Annotated in this window: 18 protein-coding genes and 1 tRNA gene; 10 read left to right on the forward strand and 9 right to left on the reverse strand. The window is 52.9% G+C overall.

Annotated elements, in window-relative coordinates; translation table 11 throughout:
- Positions 1–17 precede the first annotated feature (17 nt).
- The 3 genes from rbfA (at position 18) to AB6B37_RS13435 (ending at position 2,696) form a co-directional block, all read left to right on the forward strand.
- The gene (gene rbfA, locus AB6B37_RS13425) at positions 18–449 is read left to right on the forward strand and encodes a 30S ribosome-binding factor RbfA (RefSeq protein WP_371396332.1); all 432 of its coding nucleotides are present in this window, start codon (positions 18–20) and stop codon (positions 447–449) included.
- Positions 450–569: 120 nt separating this feature from the next.
- Entirely contained in the window at positions 570–1,763 is a 1,194-nt protein-coding gene (locus AB6B37_RS13430; RefSeq protein ID WP_371396333.1) for an aromatic amino acid transaminase, read from the forward strand.
- 87 nt (positions 1,764–1,850) lie between these two features.
- A complete protein-coding gene (locus tag AB6B37_RS13435) occupies positions 1,851–2,696 on the forward strand; it encodes a WecB/TagA/CpsF family glycosyltransferase (RefSeq protein WP_371396335.1) in 846 nt (281 codons plus the stop codon).
- On the opposite strand, the gene AB6B37_RS13440 is transcribed toward AB6B37_RS13435, so the two are convergent.
- Entirely contained in the window at positions 2,683–3,792 is a 1,110-nt protein-coding gene (locus AB6B37_RS13440; protein WP_371396336.1) for a P-loop NTPase, read from the reverse strand. The genes AB6B37_RS13435 and AB6B37_RS13440 overlap by 14 nt on opposite strands.
- Before the next feature lie 43 nt (positions 3,793–3,835).
- Complete coding sequence (locus AB6B37_RS13445) at positions 3,836–5,869, reverse strand: hypothetical protein (RefSeq protein WP_371396338.1); 2,034 nt, start codon at positions 5,867–5,869, stop codon at positions 3,836–3,838.
- A gap of 217 nt (positions 5,870–6,086) precedes the next feature.
- Between AB6B37_RS13445 and AB6B37_RS13450 the strand changes: the two genes are divergently transcribed.
- Positions 6,087–6,161 (forward strand) — tRNA-Val (locus AB6B37_RS13450).
- Between the two features lie 219 nt (positions 6,162–6,380).
- On the opposite strand, the gene AB6B37_RS13455 is transcribed toward AB6B37_RS13450, so the two are convergent.
- A complete protein-coding gene (locus AB6B37_RS13455; protein WP_371396339.1) occupies positions 6,381–6,740 on the reverse strand; it encodes a response regulator in 360 nt (119 codons plus the stop codon).
- 233 nt (positions 6,741–6,973) lie between these two features.
- Between AB6B37_RS13455 and AB6B37_RS13460 the strand changes: the two genes are divergently transcribed.
- The 3 genes from AB6B37_RS13460 to AB6B37_RS13470 all read left to right on the forward strand — a co-directional run bounded on the left by AB6B37_RS13460 (position 6,974) and on the right by AB6B37_RS13470 (position 9,419).
- Positions 6,974–7,864: an N-formylglutamate amidohydrolase gene (locus tag AB6B37_RS13460; RefSeq protein WP_371396340.1), complete on the forward strand. Its 891-nt coding sequence runs from the start codon at positions 6,974–6,976 to the stop codon at positions 7,862–7,864.
- 240 nt (positions 7,865–8,104) lie between these two features.
- The gene (locus tag AB6B37_RS13465) at positions 8,105–8,512 is read left to right on the forward strand and encodes a helix-turn-helix domain-containing protein (RefSeq protein WP_371396341.1); all 408 of its coding nucleotides are present in this window, start codon (positions 8,105–8,107) and stop codon (positions 8,510–8,512) included.
- A 52-nt stretch (positions 8,513–8,564) separates the two neighbouring features.
- Complete coding sequence (locus AB6B37_RS13470) at positions 8,565–9,419, forward strand: inositol monophosphatase family protein (RefSeq protein WP_371396342.1); 855 nt, start codon at positions 8,565–8,567, stop codon at positions 9,417–9,419.
- 12 nt (positions 9,420–9,431) lie between these two features.
- On the opposite strand, the gene AB6B37_RS13475 is transcribed toward AB6B37_RS13470, so the two are convergent.
- The 3 genes from AB6B37_RS13475 to AB6B37_RS13485 form a co-directional block, all read right to left on the reverse strand.
- Positions 9,432–10,418, reverse strand: coding sequence for an alpha/beta fold hydrolase (locus AB6B37_RS13475; protein ID WP_371396343.1), 987 nt, complete (start codon positions 10,416–10,418; stop codon positions 9,432–9,434).
- Positions 10,419–10,508: 90 nt separating this feature from the next.
- On the reverse strand, positions 10,509–10,802 hold the full coding sequence (locus AB6B37_RS13480) for an SCP2 sterol-binding domain-containing protein (protein ID WP_371396344.1): 294 nt from the start codon (positions 10,800–10,802) through the stop codon (positions 10,509–10,511).
- Between the two features lie 188 nt (positions 10,803–10,990).
- On the reverse strand, positions 10,991–11,854 hold the full coding sequence (locus AB6B37_RS13485) for a class I SAM-dependent methyltransferase (RefSeq protein ID WP_371396345.1): 864 nt from the start codon (positions 11,852–11,854) through the stop codon (positions 10,991–10,993).
- A gap of 222 nt (positions 11,855–12,076) precedes the next feature.
- Here AB6B37_RS13485 and AB6B37_RS13490 point away from each other — a divergent pair, with 222 nt between their 5' ends.
- Positions 12,077–12,586 (forward strand): Hsp20 family protein, encoded by a 510-nt coding sequence (locus AB6B37_RS13490; RefSeq protein ID WP_371396346.1) that lies wholly within the window; start codon positions 12,077–12,079, stop codon positions 12,584–12,586.
- A 253-nt stretch (positions 12,587–12,839) separates the two neighbouring features.
- On the opposite strand, the gene AB6B37_RS13495 is transcribed toward AB6B37_RS13490, so the two are convergent.
- Positions 12,840–14,015: an indoleamine 2,3-dioxygenase gene (locus AB6B37_RS13495; RefSeq protein ID WP_371396347.1), complete on the reverse strand. Its 1,176-nt coding sequence runs from the start codon at positions 14,013–14,015 to the stop codon at positions 12,840–12,842.
- Between the two features lie 100 nt (positions 14,016–14,115).
- On the opposite strand from AB6B37_RS13495, the gene AB6B37_RS13500 reads away from it, so the two are divergent.
- Positions 14,116–14,559, forward strand: a complete 444-nt coding sequence (locus tag AB6B37_RS13500) for an Lrp/AsnC family transcriptional regulator (RefSeq protein ID WP_371398462.1) — start codon at positions 14,116–14,118, stop codon at positions 14,557–14,559.
- 70 nt (positions 14,560–14,629) lie between these two features.
- Here AB6B37_RS13500 and AB6B37_RS13505 read toward each other — a convergent pair whose 3' ends face one another.
- Positions 14,630–15,283: a hypothetical protein gene (locus tag AB6B37_RS13505; protein WP_371396348.1), complete on the reverse strand. Its 654-nt coding sequence runs from the start codon at positions 15,281–15,283 to the stop codon at positions 14,630–14,632.
- A 231-nt stretch (positions 15,284–15,514) separates the two neighbouring features.
- On the opposite strand from AB6B37_RS13505, the gene AB6B37_RS13510 reads away from it, so the two are divergent.
- Positions 15,515–16,810, forward strand: coding sequence for a hypothetical protein (locus tag AB6B37_RS13510; protein WP_371396349.1), 1,296 nt, complete (start codon positions 15,515–15,517; stop codon positions 16,808–16,810).
- A gap of 218 nt (positions 16,811–17,028) precedes the next feature.
- Here the strand turns inward: AB6B37_RS13510 and pnp are convergent, their stop codons facing one another.
- The gene (gene pnp, locus AB6B37_RS13515; protein ID WP_371396350.1) at positions 17,029–19,269 is read right to left on the reverse strand and encodes a polyribonucleotide nucleotidyltransferase; all 2,241 of its coding nucleotides are present in this window, start codon (positions 19,267–19,269) and stop codon (positions 17,029–17,031) included.
- Positions 19,270–19,319: the final 50 nt, after the last annotated feature.

Consider the following 19,319-nt stretch of genomic DNA (forward strand, 5'->3'; position numbering starts at 1 on the left):
TCAGTCGCGCCTTTTTCATGATAGATAACATTAAAGATTTATTTGAGACCGATATGAGCAAGCACAAAGCCCCGTCCCAACGCATGTTAAAAGCGGGTGAATTAATTCGTCGTATGTTGGCCGAAATTATTGCCAAGGAACATTTTCGCGACAAAGATTTGCAAGGTAAATCTGTGACGATTTCCGAAGTTCGGGTCAGCCCGGATTTAAAACATGCGATTGTTTACGCAGCGCCCTTGGGCGGTGGTCGTAATCCAGCCGAGTCTCAGACCTTGATTGACGCACTCAATCGGGCGAAGAAGTTTCTACGCGGGCGGTTAGGGTCAGAGATGGAAATGAAATCCACCCCTGCCCTTAAATTTGTGCTCGATACCAGTTTTGAAACCGCCCAAGAAATGAGCGAACTTTTAAGCGACCCGCATATCCGCCAAGACCTGGATAAAGACTAGCCCCGAAATCCGCGCACAAAATTTGTTGCGGCCCATATTTTTAAGATAGGCTCTGCCTTTACTCTTCCCCCGTCACTTAGCTTGCGCTAATTACAACGCCTAACGAAGCGGGACTATACCATGTTTGACCACCTCACCCCCCAAGCGCCTGACGCCATCATGCATTTGATGGAATTGTGCAAAGCCGACCCCAATCCCGATAAAATTGATTTGGGCGTTGGTGTTTATAAAACGGGTGACGGCGCAACGCCGATTATGCGTGCGGTGAAAAAGGCCGAGCAGTTATGGTGGTCCGAAGAAGACACAAAAACCTATGTCGGCACTGTCGGCAACGCCGATTTCCGCAAACATATGCTCAGCCTCATACTTGGCGAAGATATGCACCAAGCGCTCGCCCCTCGCCTGTCCAGCGCGCAGGGCGCGGGCGGCAGCGGCGCGCTACGCCTCGGCGCGGAACTGCTACACGGTGCGTCCCCTGACAGCACAGTTTGGGTCAGCACCCCGACATGGGCCAACCACATGCCGCTGATCGGCTCTACGGGGCTACGCATTGAAAATTACCCTTATTATAACCGCGAAACACTCGGCGTTGATTTTGATGATATGATTGCGCATCTGGATAAACACGCCAAAGCGGGCGATATTGTTCTGTTGCACGGCTGTTGCCATAATCCGACAGGGGCGGATTTATCCCACGCGCAGTGGGACACGCTGGCCGAATTTTTACCCGAACGCGGATTAATTCCTTTTGTGGATTTGGCCTATTTCGGTCTAGGTCGCGGGATGGAGGACGATACATACGGTCTTAAAACCCTGATGCGTGCCGTGCCAGAACTGGTCCTAGCCGCGTCATGCTCTAAGAACTTTGCCCTATACCGGGAACGCGTTGGCCTTGTGGCTATCATGAGCAAAACAGCGGACACAGCAAAGATCATCCAAAGCCAGCTTGGGGCCATTCAACGCCGCATGATTTCTATGCCGCCCGATCACGGGGCAGCCTTGGTTGCGCGTATCTTGGGCGACAAAGCCCTTTATACGATGTGGGAAGACGAGCTGACAGAGATGCGCGAGCGTATCATTGCCCTGCGCGCGCAGCTATCAGACGCGCTGAGCGTTCAAGGCGCAGAGGTCATTGCGGCCGCTGTGAAAGCCCAAAATGGTATGTTTTCTACCCTGCCCCTGTCTGTTGACCAAGCGGTCGCACTGCGCGAAAAACACTCAGTCTACCTCACCAATTCGGGGCGGATTAATATTGCCGGCGCCAGCACGCAAAACATCCCCCGTTTTGCGACGGCCATTTTGGACGTGCTGTAAACGAAACTATAACCTTACCGCGGTATAACCAACCCTAGAAACTGCCTCACCGTCAATGCGGGCAGCGTGAACTAAGGGTTTGGTGACATGAGTGCTGTCAAAAAAATTATTCCGCCGCAACCGCGCGGCATCGACAGGCGCGCAGAACCTCGCCAAGGGCAAACCGATTGGCGGGTCAATCCGCGCTCTTATGATTTTGTCGGCACGACCTTTGATCCACTCACGCCGATGCAGACCTTGTCGCGTTGTAAATGGATCACTTTGGACCATGGTTTTCGCTATATTGTGACGCCGAATGTTGATCACATCGTGCGCCTCTCTAAAGAGCCCGACGTCTTTACCCCGCTTTATGATACGGCGTGGATATCCGTTTGCGATAGTCGCATCTTGGAATTACTAGCGCATTTTTCGGGTATTCCCTTGCGCGCCGTTCCGGGATCTGACCTAACGCAGCAGCTCTTTGATAATGTCATCACAAAAGATGACCCCATCACAGTCATTGGGGCCGATGCAGAGATTATCGAGATTGTAAAAGCCAAATACGGGCTGAGTAACATCTATCATTATGAGCCGCCCATGGGCCTACGCCACAAACCCGATGCGGTCGCGGATACGGCACAATTTATCGCCGATCACCCATCGCGTTATGTCTTTATTTGCGTGGGTAGCCCGCAACAAGAAATGGTCGCCAAGGCGGCGCTAGAGCGCGGCGATTGTGTCGGCCTTGGTCTTTGTGTCGGGGCAAGCCTTGATTTTCTCGGTGGGCGTGTGAAACGCGCGCCGAAATGGATGCAATCCGCGCGGCTAGAATGGCTATACCGATTGGGATCAGAACCCGGACGTCTGTGGAAACGTTACCTTATTGAGGGCCCAAAAGTCTTTGGAATTTGGCTGCGGTGGTCGCTGTCTAGGAAGAAAACTAAGCTAAATTAGCCAGTAATTTTTCTGCCATCACCTTGAAATAATCCGCCGCCGCATCGTCTGTTGCCGCAACAGGAACGCCGCTATCGCCTGACTCTCGGATAGACATAGCCAAAGGCGCAGCGCCAAGGAACGGCACCTTCATGGTCTTGGCCTCAGCCTCAGCCCCGCCGCCACCAAAAATATTATGGGTCGCGCCGCAATCAGGACAGGTGAAGATCGACATATTTTCGACCACGCCCACGATTGGAATATCGACTTTTTCAAACATCATCACCCCTTTGCGCGCATCCGCCAGCGCCAAATCCTGCGGCGTTGAAACGATGACTGCGCCGTCAGGTTTAATGTCTTGGGCCAGACCAAGTTGCGCGTCCCCTGTCCCGGGCGGCATATCAATAAGAAGCACATCAAGCTCCCCCCAATCGCAATCCCAAAGCATTTTTGACATCGCGCCTTGCACCATCGGCCCGCGCCAGATAATCGGCCCGTCATCCTTGGTCAAAAACCCAATCGACATGGCCTTTATGCCGTAGGCCTCCAGCGGCTTTATCAGCGGTCTGTCTTGAACACGCACAGTCGTTGCGCGCGCGCCTTTCAGCCCCAGCACAATGGGCGCACTTGGCCCGTGAATATCCGCGTCGAGCAAACCGACAGATTTCCCCATGCGGGCCAGCGCCACAGCCAGATTAACAGACACAGTCGACTTACCTACGCCGCCTTTGGCCGAGCTAATCGCGATTGTTTTTTTAACATGGGCGTCGCCTTGATAACCCTCTGGACGGCGAGCCTGATGCGGATTGCCGCTGCGTTTGGGCGCCTCACCGCTCGCATTGGGTCGGGGCTTGGTCACGGCAGGAGCGGATTTATGCGCTGTCATTAACACAGAGGCGCGGTCTATACCGGGCAGGGTTTTCAGTGCCGCTTCCATCGCCTCTCGCACAGGGCCGTAATCTTTGGCGCGCGCAGGATCAATCAACAATATCGCGCGCAGCACTCCGGCCTTAAACGATAAATCACCGAGCAGTCCCGCCGAAACAATATCGCGGCCAGAGATGGGGTCAGATATATCTTTTAAGGCGGATAAAGCGGCGGCTTCGGAATAGCTCATGATAACTCTTTTGATGACCCGTTAGGTTTAAGGCAGGAGGAGGTTAAGGCAGGAGAGACGTTTGCGCCTTTCTGCCCTGATTACAATATCGGGTCAAACCATCACTGTTATCAAAATGAAGCGGCGGATTATCACGACCAAAGGCGGTCACGACACCCCCTATGGGGCTGCGTGCTATGTGGGTGGGCACAGACGGCAGGCTGGTCGCAAAGCGCACGGACATGCCGCGCGAGGACGCACTCACCCGGTAAATCGCGGCCACATCGCCTTGGCCCACAACGGCCCAAAAGTCAGACGCCGTATGCCCCAGTTTCACCTCTGTCATTGGGATGATGGCCCGCACGGCATGATGAGCGTCGGGCACATCAGGCGGCATAATGTCTATCACCGCGCCTGTGGTCGTATCATAAAGCAGGAGCGCCCCTGACGTGGGACTGGCGTAACCCGCTAACCATCCGCCGCTGACGCGGCTTGCCGAGCGTAACCATCCACGCAGCGCTGGCGCGCCTGACGCCAATTGACCGACATCGAAATAGGGCATTTGCTTCGCGGCTTTGTTAAAATCCTGTGACGTCACTTTGCAAAAACGCTCAGCTTTATTCACAGCCTCTATGGACGGCAGGCGTAACTGCGCCAAGGCCGCCCGTGTATTTTTCGCCTCTAAGGCCTCATTGGCCAGTGACGCGGCTTGGCGCACTTTTGTGATTGGATGCTCTGTTTTAAGCGCCCGGGTCATGGCTGATAATGCCGCTTTATCCGCCGCATTTGTTTGCGCCACACGCGCCAAAAGCCCCGCAATAAAAACAGCATGATGACGTTCATCCTGCAACGCCGTTTCAGACACGCTCACCGCTAGCGAGCTATCAAAGCGGCCAGCATACTGAATTAATGTCAGGCGGTCTGATTGAGCACTGCGAGACACCGCCTTTGATAAGGGCGATAAGAACACGTCAACAGTTTTTGGGTCATGGGTTAAGAGCCACTGAAAATAGGCTTTAGGCACAGCGCGACGCGCCGCAAAGCCGTCGACTGCGCGAGCGTATGACCCACGGTTTAGCGGGGTGTCGTTGAGCTCCGCACCCGTTTGCAGCAGTGCGTCAAAACCCGCCACACGTCCCATCACACTCATCTTGGGGTCATCCGCCAAATCGCGGGCAAAGGTCATATAAAAACCGTCGTCGCGCAAAGCATGGCGGGAGCGCAACATAGCCGCCAGAGCCAAAGCCGCATTTATGTCGCTATCATCCAGCCCGTAAAGCGTCGCGACTAAGGCGCGGAACGCCTCTTCGCGGTCACGGTCATACAGCGCTTGATAGGCCATTTTCACACTGCCCGCATCGCCGGATTTTAGCGTCGCTGCCAAAATAGGATTAACGGCGGGCGAGCGGTCTTTGGCCAGAACCGCAACGACGCCAGGATGGGGGTTTGCTGTGAGAGCCCGCGCAAGCTTTTTAATATCATCAGGCCGCAGCGCAAATTGAAGATCAGACGCTGCCAATTTTGTCAGCATAACTTGTGACGCTCTGCGGACGTCCAATTGATTAGATGCCAAGCCGTTAATGGCGGCCGCGCGCACCATGGGGCTGATATGGCGGGTTAGCACAGCCCCCAAATCATCAATGTTCAGCGGGCTGTCCCCCTGCAATCCCGACCACACGCTCACCATACGGCGCTGCGCATCAGGCGAAAGCAAACCCCGTTGGCGTGCCAAAATATGCAGCGCGCGATTGGCATCTATCACAGCGGCCTCTGATTTAAGCGGCGCAAAAACACGCGAGAGTAGCGCCGATTGCGCCTCACCCCCGTAACGGTCAAAATCCGCCGCGAGTAGCGTGTAGTCAAAACTATCGGGCGCGTGTGTATCTAAAATTTCAAGACAGCGCGACAGGCTAAGGCAGACTTGGTCAGGCCCAAACTCTACCGCTGCAACCGCTTCGCCCGTGGCTTGGTCGGCCGTGGGCGGATTATCAGGGTCAAAAAAACTGGATTGGGCGGCGGCAGATAGGGGCAACACAGCGCCTAAAATCGCCAAGACAACCCTCGCCGTTTGCGCCCTATATTTGTGCCAAAAACCCATAGCTCTCTCTTACGCAATTGATGCGCGCGCAACAAGGCCGCCGTACCGCAAGGCGAAGATGGGGCCACCAACTCGCCTCAAACACTCTCGCCGCTATACGGTCGCACGGGCCCGCAACTTTGGTATTAAAAGGACTTGATTAGAGGCGCACAGACGGATATATCCCCATTTCGCTAGGACGGCCTCGGCCCTTAGCCTCGGATGGTTCCGATTTATCGGGCGATTAGCTCAGCGGGAGAGCACTACATTGACATTGTAGGGGTCACTGGTTCAATCCCAGTATCGCCCACCATCCCCTTCATTTTTCAAATCCATAGGATTTTAAAAATGAAAATAAGGGCCGCAAAGATGCGCAGCCTTCGCGCAATTTTGTGCACCGCTTAAAGCAATTTTCCCGAGGAAAAATACGGACAAGGGCCGCAAAAATGCGCAACCTTAGCGCAATTTTGTGCACCGTATCACGACAATTAAGATGTTCGGATGAGGGCGACAAAGCAGCCCCTAGCTCTCCTTAAGCCGCAATCAGCTTATCGACCTCATTGACCAATTGGCGCAGATGCACGGGCTTTGACAGCACGGTGGATTCAGCCGCTTGTGGGTCGTTCATAGCGACGGCGGCGAAGCCTGTGATGAACATAATTTTGATACCAGGAGATAGGGTTTCGGCCTGTTTGGCCAGTTCAATCCCGTCAAGGCCAGGCATCATAATATCGGTGAGCAGGAGATCAAACGCACCGTCGGCAAATTTAAGCGCGCGCAAGGCCCGTTCGCCGTCCGCACATGCAATGACGTGGTGGCCCGCTTTTTCCAGCGCTTTTTCAAAAAAGCCGCGCATCGCATTATCATCTTCTGCGTATAAAATCGTTGCCATGGTGGGCCCTATTCTCTTTGCGTCGTCTTCCGACATTATTATCATTAAGCCCGGTCCACCACCGCGGCCTATTGTGACACGAAATCGTGCTCACCCCTGTTTACTGGCCCACTATGCAGGATTGATGCCGTCGGACCTTTATAATCGTCTATAATCCCTAGGGCTTAACGATATCTAAGCGGCTGGCATTTTTACGAAACTCTCTCTATACCGTGGTTAATAAGGAATGGCTGATGCGTAAATGGACACAAATGGGCGAGGAGCGCGACACAATTCGCGCTATGACGCCTGCCTTTGCCGTTGCGCGGCCCAAGGTTTGGGACAGCCCACTTATTTTCGCCAGCCCCCATTCTGGCGCCTGTTACCCCGATAGCTTTATCCGCCGCAGCGCGCGCAGCCTGACAGAGCTTCGCCGTAATGAGGACGCCTATATTGACGCGCTTTTGTCATGCGTGCCTGATTTCGGCGCGCCGCTATTATCCGCTAACTTCCCGCGCTGCTATGTTGATGCCAATCGCGCCCCTGATGAAATGCCGCCGGGTTGGGCGGGGGCGTCTGAAAAATTAACAGCGCGCGCCAAAGCGGGCTTTGGTGTTATCCCGCTGATCATCGCAGAGGGCGAACCTATTTATAAAGACCCACTGCCTGAAGCGGTTGCTGCCCTGCGCATGGACGCGCTTTATCATCCCTATCACGCGGCTTTGCGCGCGTTAATTACAGAGGCCCAAGATAGCTTTGGACAGGCGCTGGTCATTGATTGTCATTCCATGCCGGGCTTTGCCCCCATGGGTGCACGGCGCGCCGATATTGTACTGGGCGACCGATATGGTCTGTCCTGCGCACCGCATGTCATGAATATCATAGAGACAGCCTTTACCGCGCGCGGCCTATCGGTGACACGCAATTATCCTTATGCGGGCGGTTATGTCACCAGCCATTACGGCACACCCAGCGTCGGCGTCGAGGCGGTGCAAATAGAAGTTAATCGCGACCTGTATCAGAACGCGGTGACGTTAAAGGCTAAACCAAAACCCTATCAAAAGCTCGCGTGTGATTTGGCAGATATTTTTGAAGACATCACAACGCAGCTTAAATCCAAATCCCTTCCCCTTGCCGCTGAATAAGGTTTAACCCGCCATTAACCCTAGACGCGAGACTGACGGGCAAATGAGCGCGCCTTTGTATCAAAGCGGCACAATTTTAAGCGCGCCAGTTATAGGGTTGCGCCAATTTGACCAAATAGTCGCGTCATCTCTCTCTTTTTAAGCGAACAACCACCTGCGTAACTGGCACGTCTTTTGCTCCCCTCTCTGGGGAACACGGCGTGACAGGGTAGGCCTGCGCCCCAAACAAAAGAGACCAATATGACCAATGAAATTGATGACTTTGTCGGCAAACGCCTTCGTCGCCGCCGCCGCCTCTTGGGTCTGACCCAACAATCACTCGGTGAAATGGTTGGTATCCGGTTCCAGCAAATTCAAAAATATGAATGCGGCGCCAACCGTGTCTCTGCAGCGCGTTTGTTTGAACTGGCCGAAGCGCTGGGCGTGCCGGTGCAATATTTTTATGACGGCCTGTCTGACCGCGATATGTTTTCAGATGACCCCTTTCCAGAATTTTTGGCCCCTGATGTGCTGTCCAAGAAAGAAACAATGGACCTCGTGCGGGCCTATTATTCTATGGGCCCAGAGCCGCGGAAACATTTCCTTGATTTGGCCAAATCATTGGAAGCGTCTGACGGCAAAGCCCCTCTGCGGTTAGTCGCGCCGTAAGGCGGTTTAAAACCTCGCTTCCTAATTGGCGCATGCCCTGTTAAAGCAGGGCATGAGCACACCCTACCCCCTAAAATCTGTCACCGCGCCCGAGGACGAATTTAACGCACGGCTGGCCCTCTTTGACGCGCTAAAGTCGGCTGCGCGTGATATCACGCTGCCGCTATTTACGGACGGCATGCAGGTTCAAAACAAGGCCAGCGGCAGTGATTTTGATCCTGTTACCAATGCCGATGTTGAAGGCGAGAGACGCCTTCGCGCCCTTATTACAAACACATTAGCCGATGACAGCATAGAGGGCGAAGAACTCCCCGATATTACAGGCTGCAATGACTGGCTCTGGACGTTGGATCCCATCGACGGGACGCGCGCCTTTGTTGCCGGTGTCCCCGTTTGGAGCACGCTGGTCGCGCTGTCTTACCGCGGCGTGCCCGTCATTGGCATGATTGATCATCCCGCCATGGGGCAGTGTTTTATGGGTATCACCCACGCAGACCAATCAGAAGCATGGCGCCTTGATGATAACGGCACAAAAACCGTCCTATCAACACGAGGACGCGACGCGCTATCGAACTGCACTTTGGGGTGCACGGAACCGCTGGCGATGCTCGGCCCGGGGGAATTGGCGGCCTATAATATTATCCGCCGGGGATGTGCCTTTTCACGGCTGGGGCTGGATGCCTTTGGTTACGGCTTGGTCGCCAGTGGCCGTATGGATATTATCATAGAGGCGCTGTTAAAGCCGTGCGATGTGCGCGCCCTCATGCCTGTTGTTCATGGTGCAGGTGGGCGGATTACGAATTGGCACGGCGGGTCGCCCGTTAACGGGGGCCGCGTGGTCTGTGTTGGGGACGCCGGATTATTGCCCGAGCTTTACACCTATTTAGGACGGGCCATGACGCCTTAAAGCCATGACACCCTAAAGCGCGTTTTCAGCCATGAAACTGTCGAAATGGGCGAGGAATTGATCGCGGTATTCGTCTCGCTCTAGGAATAATTCATGCATCGCGCCTTTGACATTTTCAAACCGTCCGCCAGAGGCGCGGGCGAAATCTTCATTAGACGCCGGGTCGACAATGGGGTCGCCGCCCGCCGCGATAATCAAATGCGGGACTTTGACTTTATCGGCGTTTTTATTCACGAACCGCATGGCGCGCAGGGCCGCACAAATCCAACCATAGGTCGGCGGGCCCAGGCGCAGCTCTGGGATATTTTGGAAATAGGCCGCCCAACTGTCATAGCGCGCACGGTCAGAGGTCAGCTTATTGCCCTCAAACGGCACGGGCAGACCTTGGCGGCCTTTTTGAAACGGCAAGTCATGCTTTGACATCCCCAAAGCCGATAGGGCTTTGACGGCCCAAATCAGCGGCGAGTCGAGATCAAACAAGCCAAGCATTGGCGCAGAGCACACCACAGCCGACGGGTTTGAAACGCCGCTAATTACGGCCTGCAAGGCCACGCATCCGCCCATGCTGTGACCCATAAGGATATGGGGTTTTGGCAAAAGCGGTGTAAAAATATCAGTCAATGCCGCCATGTCATCGGCGTAATCTTGGAAATCACGGACATAGCTTTTCAGCGGGTCGTCAATCAAACGGTCTGATAATCCTTGGCCTCGCGGATCAAAAACCAAAACATTAAACCCGCGCCCAATCAGGTCGACGACAGTTTCAAAATATTTTTCAATAAACTCCGTGCGCCCTGGACACATAATAATCGAACCGCGCGGATGATCAGATGCCGCCGTCGCCAACATGACGCGTAAGGTGACAGGGGGGCCAGATTTTTCATCCGAATGAGGGATAGGAACGCGGTAAAACTTGGCACGCTTTTCAAGCGCATCGGGCAAGGGCCGACCATGGGGACGCGCCACTTTGGCCGTCTCAAAATTCAGGGTTCCCCGCATGCTTTGCCCTTTGAAGGCCATCACAAAAGTCTCTGATGGCACTGAAAAAAAAGGGCCGTTATGGCCCTTTTAGATAATCGATATGATGTCCTACATAGAGGAAAACAGGCTTTGTAAGCCCATCGCCACAGACATATCGCCTGCCACTTTTAATTTGCCGGACATAAAGGCCATCATCGGATCCAAATTGCCCGAGGCCAGCGCGATGAAATCATCTTTGCTGACCGAGATTGTGCAATCGGCGTCTTTGTCTTCGGCAACCGCCTCAGTACCAGAGGCGAAAACTTGGCCGTCATCGCCAAAATCAAATTTCACAGATTTATCAAGGCCACCAGCTTTGCCGAGGGCTTCGTTCATTTTTGCGACAATCTCTTCATTCGTCATGGTCATTTCCTTTAGTGTTAAACCTATTATCATTTATATGGGCAAGCTTGGCTGATATTTCCAGCATTTTCTGACCCGCTATCGCAGGATTAGGGCGGCATTCTAATTCCGCCCATAATCTATTTTAAAGCGGCGTTCTAATTCCACCGCTGGATTTAAAGCGGCTTTTTAAATTCCCGCCGCTGGTCTTAAAGCGGCTTTCTAAATTTAAGCGTGGCGCGGTCGCTTTCACCGATGTTTTTATACAGCGCTGCATCAAAGCCGTCAGCCTCTGGTGAGCCCTCTTTCGGGGTGGCTGAACGCGGCAGCAATGTCCAAACGCCCATCGGGTGATCGGCGGTATCTTTGGGGTTGGCGTTGACTTCTGAGCTGTCCACAAACTCAAATCCTGCGTCTTTAGCCAGCGCTTTCATATAACTTTCTTGCACATAGCCCGTGCGGCCCGTGGGGTTTTGCACCGCCGTTTCAGGCAAGCGGTGTTCGACCACGCCCAAAATACCGCCGGGTTTTAGGGCCGCGTAAAAATCAGCAAAGGCTTTATCCGCGTAATCGCCGCCCATCCAGTTATGCACATTGCGGAAGGTCAGGATCATATCCAGACTATTTGGATCCGTGATTGGCGTCGGGTTTTTACCAAAGCTAGCCGTATTAATTGTGCCGTATCCCTCGGCCCCAACATAGGCCTCGGCAAAGGCGGCGTTGCGTTTTACGGCGCGTTCGCTGCCCGCCTCTTGATACAGAATTGCGGTGTAAGTGCCGCCGTTTTCAGCCAGATAAGGCGCGATAATTTTTGTGTACCAACCGGGCCAGACTTCACCGACATTCATACCGGGTTCCAGGCCAAAAAAGTCGAGCGTCGCTTGGGGATTACGAAATTGGTCGCGGGCTGTGTCATCCGCGCGGCGCGGATGGGCGATAACTTCGGCCAAAGTAGCGGGCGCGGCGACCTCAGCGACAGGCGCATCGGGCGCAGACGTCGAATTAGAGCAAGCTGTTAGAACCAGTGCGGTGGCACTAAGTCCTGAAATTAAAAGCGTTTTTAGCGATGTCATCGAAATCTCCGTTAAAATAATAGGCTTCTAAATGGGACTTATTGAGCGACGTTTCAAGGCCAAACCCCTTGCACTGCATCACAAAGTCGCGACCCCCTTGAAACCCTGTTTTCATATCCCAAATCATAGCCCGAGGCGCCGATAGGGCCTCATAAATCTGACCGCTCCGATGGAGGGTCGCAAACCTCGGGGATTTCACCCCATCGCTTTGAAAAGGAAAAAATGATGCGTACTTATGATTTTACACCCCTTTACCGTAATTTTGTCGGCTTTGACCGCATGGCCAATTTAATTGATGCCGCGAGCCAATCCGCCGCCAGCCAAAATGCCTATCCACCCTATAACGTCGTTCAATTATCTGATGACGAATACCGCATTGAATTGGCCGTCGCTGGATTTACAGAAGGCGACTTTGACATAGAGACCAAAGACAATGTCTTGACCGTCACGGCGTCGAAAACCGCCGCCTTGGCCGATAATGACGATGTTCAGTACCTGCACCGCGGTATCGCAGAGCGGGGGTTTGAACGCCGCTTTCAACTGGCTGATCACGTGCGAGTTGAAGCCGCAAGCCTGGAGAACGGCCTATTGACCCTATCCCTGCTGCGCGAAATTCCGGAGGCCTTAAAGCCCCGCAAAATCGCCATTGGCAGTGACACAACAGCTAAACCCCGCAATCGTGGAGAAAAATTAATCGACGCGAAACCTAGCGGTAAAGGCAAAGCTGCCTAAATAGAGTTTATAGCGAAGAGGTAAATGCCCTCCCCCCCCTTGAGGGTTACCACACCCGCTTTAAACGGTGCCGCGCCCGCCTTCCCCCTCCCCTGAGGCGGCCTTTTCGGGCTCTAAAGCGCGCGGCACCACCCATTTCGCTTAAGGCCTGTCTCTCCAGTAGGCCTGAGCAATCACAGCGGCCTTGGCAACCAAGGCCAGAGACCCTGCGGCGCCCTCCCCCTTATGCCGCAGGGTTTTTTATGTCCTCCTTTTAGACCGTCAATAAATTCGCCTGTGTTTCGTCGCGGTGCTTTTTGAGATATTTCATAAAGGGTGTGCCGCCTGTGCCGACATCCGTGTCATTGCCGTCGGCGTTTTTGCTTTGTTTATTGATATAGCTGGCCGCATATTCCAAATGGCGGGAGCGGAAATCCGCGACCGCTTGCACATTGGCGTTATAGGCGTTCACAAGGCCTTTATGCCCAGAGGCGCTGATAAAGTCGCGAAGACGAGACGTCGCCCGCACATCATCAATAAAAGCGCGGTGCCCTGGCGGACGGTAAATATGCAGCTGATCGAGAAATGCGCGCAGCGGATCAGCCGCGTGACCAATGCCCAAAAAGGCATCCATTGACGGCACAATAGAGCTTTGTGATCCTGTCTGACCCCGAAACGCACGCGGGGTATCGCCGTATTTTTCCACGCCTTCATAGATAATGCCGTCAGGCAAAGCGGGGTTATCTTTCCAACCGTGGATATAGGGCCGCACCCGTTCAAAATAGACATAAGGGTCACAGCGGTCTGGCATGCGGTCAAAGATGGCTTTTAAGTCCCCCCAAACGCTCGCCATATCCTCTAGCCCTGATTGGACGGCGTCTATATCGCCCTGCTCCGCAGCGGCGCAAATTGGCCCCATCGCCGCCAGCACAGCGCCCGCACGGGCCTCTATTGCGACATGGACGAGGACAAACCAGTTTTCATCCTGGCCACCGAGAAAATTTTGAATCATATAAATATTAGACAAATCAATCGGGCCACCCCGGTCAAGACGGTCCCAATTATCCAGCACATAACCGCTGTAAGGCAGCAGCGGTTGTTGACCCAAACGGTCGGCCAGCGCCACCATCGGCATCGCCAAACAGCGCGGCATAACCGTTGGCGCGTCTGGTTCACCCCAGACATAGGATTGCACCATAAACGAATAATGCACCATGGCCGCGCGGGCTTGGGCATCTGTCAGCTCTTTGACCTGATCCGCAATATCCCCATCTGGCAAATGCGATTTCAAATGGGCGCGCACCCGACCGCTCGGCAGGATTTGCGGCAAAGCCAGCGCAGTTTTCGCCGCCACCGCCCAATCCCCCGACAGAGTTACATCGCCCGCATTATGGCGGCATAAAAACCCGCGCTCTGCGGACATATCATAATGGTTTAAATCTTTTATCATGGCTGTCTCCTATTACCTCAAAGCCATAATATGCGGCGCAGTGCCGAATTTCCTTGTTATTGCCGTCAAAAATCCTGTATTCACGCAATCTATGACGGGTATGGACAAAATTAACCGCAATATATTGCGTGAGCTTGAGACGAACGGCCGCATCAGCAATGCAGAGCTATCCAATCGCGTGGCGCTGTCCCCATCCGCCTGTCTACGCCGGGTCCAAGACTTAGAACGTAGCGGGGTTATCAAAGGCTACCGCGCCGTGATTGACCGCAAGGCCGTGGGCGTGGGCATTACCATCTTTGTTTTGGTCGGCCTGTCCGCGCATTTACGCAAGGACGCGCTGGCCTTTGAAGCCGCGATGGAGGCCGCGCCCGAAGTGCGCGAATGCCACAATATCACAGGGGCGGTGGAATATATGCTGCGCGTCGAAGTGGCGGGGCTGGACGCTTATAAGGCTTTTCACGCCAATACGCTGGGTATTTTACCGCAAGTGGCGAGCATCACCTCCCATATCTCGCTCGGCTCATCCAAAGATCTACGCGGCTAGCATGGATAAGACAGGCGTCATTGCTCACCCCAAAGCCATGAGATGTCATGCAGGCCGCAATATGCGTAATTTACGGTGGGATAGGGTCTTCAAGACTGCCCGTTGATAGGGGGATGTAAGGCTTAACCGGGTTTGGATAATAAAGCGACGGCGGTGGGGGCGGCGCGGTGGCTTCGGCGCTCAATAGCTCATCCACAGTCACCACAATCGGGCGGTGCAGCGGGGATAGGACGGGACGGCCGCCATAGCCATGACGCCCGTAATCGGCCCGCCCGTAAAAGGCCCGGCGCAGAGGCGGCAAACGAAATTGCCCAAGATTAGCGATGGGAGTAGATGTGGGGCCAGCGGGCCGTGACGGGTGTGGCCGTATAGTGGAATTATGTCGCGACGGAGTCTGATCTGACACAGTTTGGCGCGAGGCAACGCCCGCGCGAAACCGCCGCCGCCATTGTTGCAACCCACAAAGCCCGCCGAGCGCCGCAATCACCCGCCGCCGCCATAGCGTATCAGCCAGCATTTTAGCCTTCATCCGCATATGGGCCGCATGCACCTGCATCAGCATGAGCCTATGCGCGAGCCGCCCCGCCTTGCGCACCAAGCGGTGCAGCGCGCCCGCGCTCGCTCGGCGATCACAAACACGCACCTCTATCTGTCCCAATAAGACAAGCAACATCGCCCGCAATTGCGAAAAACAAGAACCATCTGTCATAGAGCCATCTGTCATAGAGCCATCTGTCAAGGGAGCATGAGACATAGGCGCAGGGTAGCAGCAGGATGAGGGCGGGGAGGAGGAATGTGGGGGGGGGGGGGGGGGTAAAAATGGCGAAACATCCTCAAAGGGGACGTTAGCTCAAAATAATTTCGACTCCTTTGGGGATAAAAGTAGATATTAAACAATCTACTCAAAATATAAAAATTCATTGCATCTCAACCAACAACAACCTTACGAGTAAGCATGGAAAAACACGACCCGAAAATTGCATTAAGGAATACATTTATTCGCCTCGGTCGTATGAAGCGACATTGGGAAAAGGCAGCAGCGGCATATTTTGACCCAGACGATTTTATTGCTGAAATGCAAGCCAGCATCACTACTGCCCGCACAGTTACATTTGTCTTACAATCTAATAAAAAACACCTTCCTGATTTCGAAAATTGGTACGGTAGCTTCCAAGAAAAATGGAAAACTGATCCAATTATGAAATGGGCAGTAAACGCCAGAAACAGCATTGTGAAACGAGGCGATTTGGAAACTGAAAGCGAAGCGCGAGTATTAATTATTGCAAGTTATCTCGGGGCTGCCGAAAGTAAATGGTCTGCAAACATAACCCTACTTTCTTTAAGTGATATTGTTCGAAATATCCCAAAGAAGCTTTTAATTCCACAAGTTATTAATCACGGGACTTTGGTATTGGAACGACGCTGGATCGATCAAGAATTACCCGAGATTGAAGTGTTAGAAGCTTTGACGCATGTTTACAGTCAATTTCTGGATTTGCTAAAAAGCTTGTTCAAACATTATGATATTGAAACGGATGAAAAATTTGATTTTAACCTACCAGAGTATATGTCGCCTTTGGTGCAAGATAGAGCTGTATATTTTTCCATTAAAGATGGGAGAAGAACAGGCTACCGAACTAATGTTACCAAAATGGATCCACTTTTAAATTCAAAAATAAAGCGAAAGTATAGAAGCACTTCGGGAGCGTGGCGATTATTCAATAGAGCAACCAATTTCGAAGAAGCCTGTGCTGCAATGTTTAAAGTAGCGCGAGCAGTAATGAAAAAAGATGGATATCATCTACCAATCACACTTTTCTTATCAGGCAACGATATTGTACAGATAGCTTCTCCCGAAATCCCCGACAGAGCATCTAAATACCTAATCCAAAGAGAGATGGCTAAACTTGCATATTTGTTAAAATCAGATGGAGTCATTATGATTGGTGAAGTTTGGAGGGCAAGTTTCGAGGACACTCCTGCGTCAGGTTATGCCGCCGAAGCAGAAAACCGAAGCGAAGGGATAACCCTTAACGGTGCGAACTCATCTGGGGAGTGCCATATGTTTGAAGCAAAAATCGAAAGAGGACTCGTTAACAAAAGAAAAGTTAGGCACATTGGAGAAACAAACAGTATGTCAAATAATTTTCAGTTTATTATGGCACCATATCAAGAAATTTGGGGGTGTTTGCCTAATAATTTGGAAGATATAATAGCTGACTTCGAAAAACAAACTGGAGTTACTCTGTAACCAAATATATGAAGTGAAATTACGAGTTCTTTGATGTCCACTTTTGGGCAATTGAAGCAAAAACCTTTAAGCTCTAACGTCTCCTAAGCCCCCACAACACGCATCCCATTAAAGCATAATAACTACCACCGCCGCCCTACCGCCCAACGTCCCCCTTTAATCACAACAAAAAAGCCCGACCATTTGGCCGGGCTTTTCTATTTTATAACCGAGAGAGACTACTCTTCTTCTTCGGATTTTTTACCGCGGCGGCGGCGGCGGGGTTTGTCGTCTGAATTTTTATCATCATCAGATTTCTTGCCGCGTGAACGCTTTGGCTTGTCGTCGCCTTTGTCTTCGCGAGGTTCGCGGGGTGTTTCTTCGCCTGTTTCTTGGTCGACGAATTTCATGGATAGACGCACTTTGCCGCGGTCATCAAAGCCCATGAGCTTGACGAAGACCTCTTGGCCTTCTTTCAAGTAATCAGACGGGTGATTGACGCGTTCTTGGGCGATGTGAGACACATGCACAAGGCCGTCTTTGGGACCAAAGAAGTTCACGAAAGCACCAAAATCGACGACTTTCACGACTTTACCTTTGTAGATCATGCCCACTTCTGGATCAGCAGTCAGACCGTGAATCCACGCGCGGGCCGCATCAATTGATTTTTGATCGTTTGAGGCAATCTTAATCGTGCCGTCATCTTCGACAGAGACGCGCGCGCCTGTTGTGTCAACGATTTCACGGATGACCTTGCCGCCTGTGCCGATGACGTCGCGGATTTTGTCCACTTTAATCTTCATCGTTTCAATGCGCGGTGCAAATTCACCAACGTCTTCACGGGCAGCCGACAGACCCTTGTTCATCTCGCCAAGGATATGAAGGCGACCTGCATGCGCTTGTTCTAGCGCTGTGGTCATGATCTCTTCTGAAATACCCGCGATTTTGATGTCCATCTGCAAAGACGTGATGCCCTCTGATGTACCCGCGACTTTAAAGTCCATATCGCCAAGGTGATCTTCGTCGCCCAAGATGTCAGACAAAACAGCAATGCCGTCGTCGTCTTTAATCAGGCCCATGGCAATACCAGAGACAGGGCGCTTAATCGGCACGCCGGCGTCCATCATGGCCAGCGAACAGCCACACACAGTTGCCATAGAGGAGGACCCATTTGATTCCATGATCTCTGACACCAAGCGGATTGTGTATGGGAACTCTTCGGCATCAGGCAGAACAGCCTGTAGCGCGCGCCACGCAAGCTTACCGTGTCCATGTTCGCGGCGTGATGTGCCGCCCATGCGACCACATTCCCCCACAGAGTATGGCGGGAAGTTATAGTGCAATAAGAACTTGTTCTTAATCGTGCCTGTAAGCTGATCAACGAATTGCTCGTCATCCGATGTACCAAGTGTCGCCACGCAAAGCGCCTGTGTCTCGCCGCGCGTAAACAGGGCAGAGCCGTGTGTGCGGGGCAGTGTGCCAGCTTCTGATACGATGGGACGGACTTGGTCCAATTTACGGCCATCGATACGCTTGCCTGTTTTAATCACAGAGGAGCGAACCGTTGTCGATTCGATAGATTTAAAGCAATCGCCGAAAACGCCAGAGCTCATGCCGTCTGGATTGTCATCCGACACACCGAGTTTTTCCCACGCATCCGCGCGGGTTTCGCGCAAGATTTCTTGACGCTCCATTTTGTCGGTTTTCTTATAAGCGGCTTTGATGCCTTTTTCCGCGACCTTTGCGAGGGCTTTTTTCTCTGCTGAGTAATCAGGCGATGTGAAGTCCCATTTCTCTTTACCGGCGAGCTTGGTTAGCTCTTCGATCATGTCGATAACTTCTTCACCAGATTCGTGGGCAAACATCACAGCGCCGAGCATTTGCTCTTCCGTGAGTTCTTTGGCCTCTGATTCCACCATCATGACGGCGTCGCGCGTACCCGCAACAACAAGGTCAAGCTCAGACTCTTCCATTTCGTCAAGCGTTGGGTTTAGCACATAGTGACCTTCGATCAGGCCAACACGGGCAGCCGCAATCGGGCCCATAAACGGCAGACCAGAAATAGAGAGCGCCGCAGAGGCTGCGATCATGCCGATAACATCGGGCTCATTCTCTAGGTCGTGTTGCAGCACAGTGATAACCACTTGCACTTCGTTTTTATAACCCTTTGGGAACAATGGACGGATCGGGCGGTCGGTTAGACGGCTGATCAATGTCTCGCGCTCTGTTGGGCGGCCTTCGCGTTTGAAATATCCGCCTGGGACTTTACCGGCGGCGTAAAACTTTTCCATATAGTTCACGGTCAGAGGGAAGAAATCCATGCCCGGTTTTTGTGACTTCGCGCCACAAACAGTGGCCAGAACAACCGTCTCGCCATAAGTGGCGATAACGGCGCCGTCCGCTTGGCGGGCCATGCCGCCAGTTTCGAGTTTGAGAGGACGTCCCGCCCAATCAATTTCAACAGTGTGTTTATTAAACATATCGTACAATCTTTCTTTCTTCGTACAGTCATTGACGACCGCGTTCCCTA

It is taken from the genome of Fretibacter rubidus, from assembly GCF_041429785.1.
Taxonomy (GTDB): Bacteria; Pseudomonadota; Alphaproteobacteria; order Caulobacterales; family Maricaulaceae; genus Fretibacter; species Fretibacter rubidus.

Excerpts from the sequence above, each read along its gene's own strand:
- AB6B37_RS13480 (WP_371396344.1), bottom strand. The coding sequence starts at position 10,802 with ATGACGAATGAAGAGATTGTCGCAAAAATGAACGAAGCCCTCGGCAAA.
- pnp (WP_371396350.1), bottom strand. The coding sequence starts at position 19,269 with ATGTTTAATAAACACACTGTTGAAATTGATTGGGCGGGACGTCCTCTC.
- AB6B37_RS13455 (WP_371396339.1), bottom strand. The coding sequence starts at position 6,740 with ATGGCAACGATTTTATACGCAGAAGATGATAATGCGATGCGCGGCTTT.
- AB6B37_RS13460 (WP_371396340.1), top strand. The coding sequence starts at position 6,974 with ATGCGTAAATGGACACAAATGGGCGAGGAGCGCGACACAATTCGCGCT.
- AB6B37_RS13500 (WP_371398462.1), top strand. The coding sequence starts at position 14,116 with ATGGACAAAATTAACCGCAATATATTGCGTGAGCTTGAGACGAACGGC.
- AB6B37_RS13470 (WP_371396342.1), top strand. The coding sequence starts at position 8,565 with ATGAGCACACCCTACCCCCTAAAATCTGTCACCGCGCCCGAGGACGAA.
- AB6B37_RS13445 (WP_371396338.1), bottom strand. The coding sequence starts at position 5,869 with ATGGGTTTTTGGCACAAATATAGGGCGCAAACGGCGAGGGTTGTCTTG.
- AB6B37_RS13435 (WP_371396335.1), top strand. The coding sequence starts at position 1,851 with ATGAGTGCTGTCAAAAAAATTATTCCGCCGCAACCGCGCGGCATCGAC.
- AB6B37_RS13440 (WP_371396336.1), bottom strand. The coding sequence starts at position 3,792 with ATGAGCTATTCCGAAGCCGCCGCTTTATCCGCCTTAAAAGATATATCT.
- AB6B37_RS13505 (WP_371396348.1), bottom strand. The coding sequence starts at position 15,283 with ATGACAGATGGCTCTATGACAGATGGTTCTTGTTTTTCGCAATTGCGG.
- AB6B37_RS13475 (WP_371396343.1), bottom strand. The coding sequence starts at position 10,418 with ATGCGGGGAACCCTGAATTTTGAGACGGCCAAAGTGGCGCGTCCCCAT.
- AB6B37_RS13490 (WP_371396346.1), top strand. The coding sequence starts at position 12,077 with ATGATGCGTACTTATGATTTTACACCCCTTTACCGTAATTTTGTCGGC.
- AB6B37_RS13465 (WP_371396341.1), top strand. The coding sequence starts at position 8,105 with ATGACCAATGAAATTGATGACTTTGTCGGCAAACGCCTTCGTCGCCGC.
- AB6B37_RS13485 (WP_371396345.1), bottom strand. The coding sequence starts at position 11,854 with ATGACATCGCTAAAAACGCTTTTAATTTCAGGACTTAGTGCCACCGCA.
- AB6B37_RS13495 (WP_371396347.1), bottom strand. The coding sequence starts at position 14,015 with ATGATAAAAGATTTAAACCATTATGATATGTCCGCAGAGCGCGGGTTT.
- AB6B37_RS13430 (WP_371396333.1), top strand. The coding sequence starts at position 570 with ATGTTTGACCACCTCACCCCCCAAGCGCCTGACGCCATCATGCATTTG.
- rbfA (WP_371396332.1), top strand. The coding sequence starts at position 18 with ATGATAGATAACATTAAAGATTTATTTGAGACCGATATGAGCAAGCAC.
- AB6B37_RS13510 (WP_371396349.1), top strand. The coding sequence starts at position 15,515 with ATGGAAAAACACGACCCGAAAATTGCATTAAGGAATACATTTATTCGC.